This window comes from Streptomyces monashensis (assembly GCF_001866665.1).
Classification (GTDB): domain Bacteria; phylum Actinomycetota; class Actinomycetes; order Streptomycetales; family Streptomycetaceae; genus Streptomyces; species Streptomyces monashensis.
Window position 1 is genome coordinate 1 of record NZ_MLYO01000155.1, and the last position, 1,275, is coordinate 1,275.

Here is a 1,275-nt window from a genome sequence, read left to right on the forward strand (position 1 = left end):
GCATCATGCGAACCACCAGCAGCAACCGCCTCCAACGCACCCACAAGCCCAGCCACATCCGCAGCCACCACACTCGCCCGCGACTCGAAGTGCGTACGATGACGAGCCGCCGTCACCGCGACATCCGCGAGCCGAACATCCGGATGCTCCGCCAGCCAGTCGGCCCAACGACCGGCCTGCGCCCGCAGCGCCTCCTCGGACTGACCCGACACCACCACCGGGAACACACCACCCGGAACCACCGGCCCATCCGCGGTCTCGGCCGCGGCAGGCTCAACGGCAGGGGCCTCCTCCAGGACGAGGTGGGCGTTGGTGCCGCTCAGACCGAACGACGACACACCCGCACGCCGCACACGCGCACCCTCCCGCACCCACGGCCGCGCCTCCGTCAGCAGCTCGAGCCCACTGTCCTCCCACTCCACATGCGCACTGGGCTCCTCCGCATACAACGTCCTCGGCAACGTCTCATGCTGCAACGCCAGCACCATCTTCATCACACCGATCACACCCGCAGCCGCCTGCGCATGCCCGATGTTCGACTTCGACGACCCCAGATACACCGGCCGATCCCCAGCCCGACCCGGACCGAACACCTCCGCCAACGCACCCGCCTCGATCGGATCACCCAGGGACGTGCCTGTCCCGTGCGCCTCGATCGCGTCGATGTCGTCCGGCGACAGCCGGGACGCCTCGATGGCTGCCTGCACGACCCGCTGCTGGGACGGGCCGTTCGGCGCCGTCAACCCCTGACTGCGGCCGTCCTGGTTCACCGCGGAACCACGGATCACCGCCAGCACCCGGTCCCCGTCCCGCTCCGCCGCCGACAACGGCTTGAGCACCAGAACACCCGCGCCCTCGGACCAACCCGCCCCGTCAGCACGCGCCGAGAACGACTTGCACCGCCCGTCCGCGGCCATCCCCTTGAGCCGCGAGAACTCCACGAACAGAGCAGGCGTGTTCATCACCGTGACACCACCGACGAGCGCGAGTTCACACTCGCCCTGGCGCAGCGCGGTCGTCGCGAGGTGCAGGGCGACGAGCGAGGAGGAGCACGCCGTGTCGACCGTGACCGCGGGCCCCTGAAGACCCAACGTGTACGACACACGACCAGACACCACACTGCTCGCGTAACCCGTACTGGTGTAGCCGTCGAGGGCGTCCAGGTCATGGCCCTGGTGTCCGTAGTCCGAGGTCATGGCGCCCATGTAGACGCCGGTGCTGCTCTCGCCGAGGGAGTCGGGGCGGATGCCGGCGCGCTCCAGCGCCTCCCACGAC

General features: G+C 69.6%; 1 protein-coding gene. It reads right to left on the reverse strand.

Translation table 11 applies throughout. The features are described from left to right. A partial coding sequence (locus BIV23_RS44820; protein WP_143079268.1) for a beta-ketoacyl synthase N-terminal-like domain-containing protein occupies nt 1-1,275 on the reverse strand: 1,275 nt, incomplete at both ends.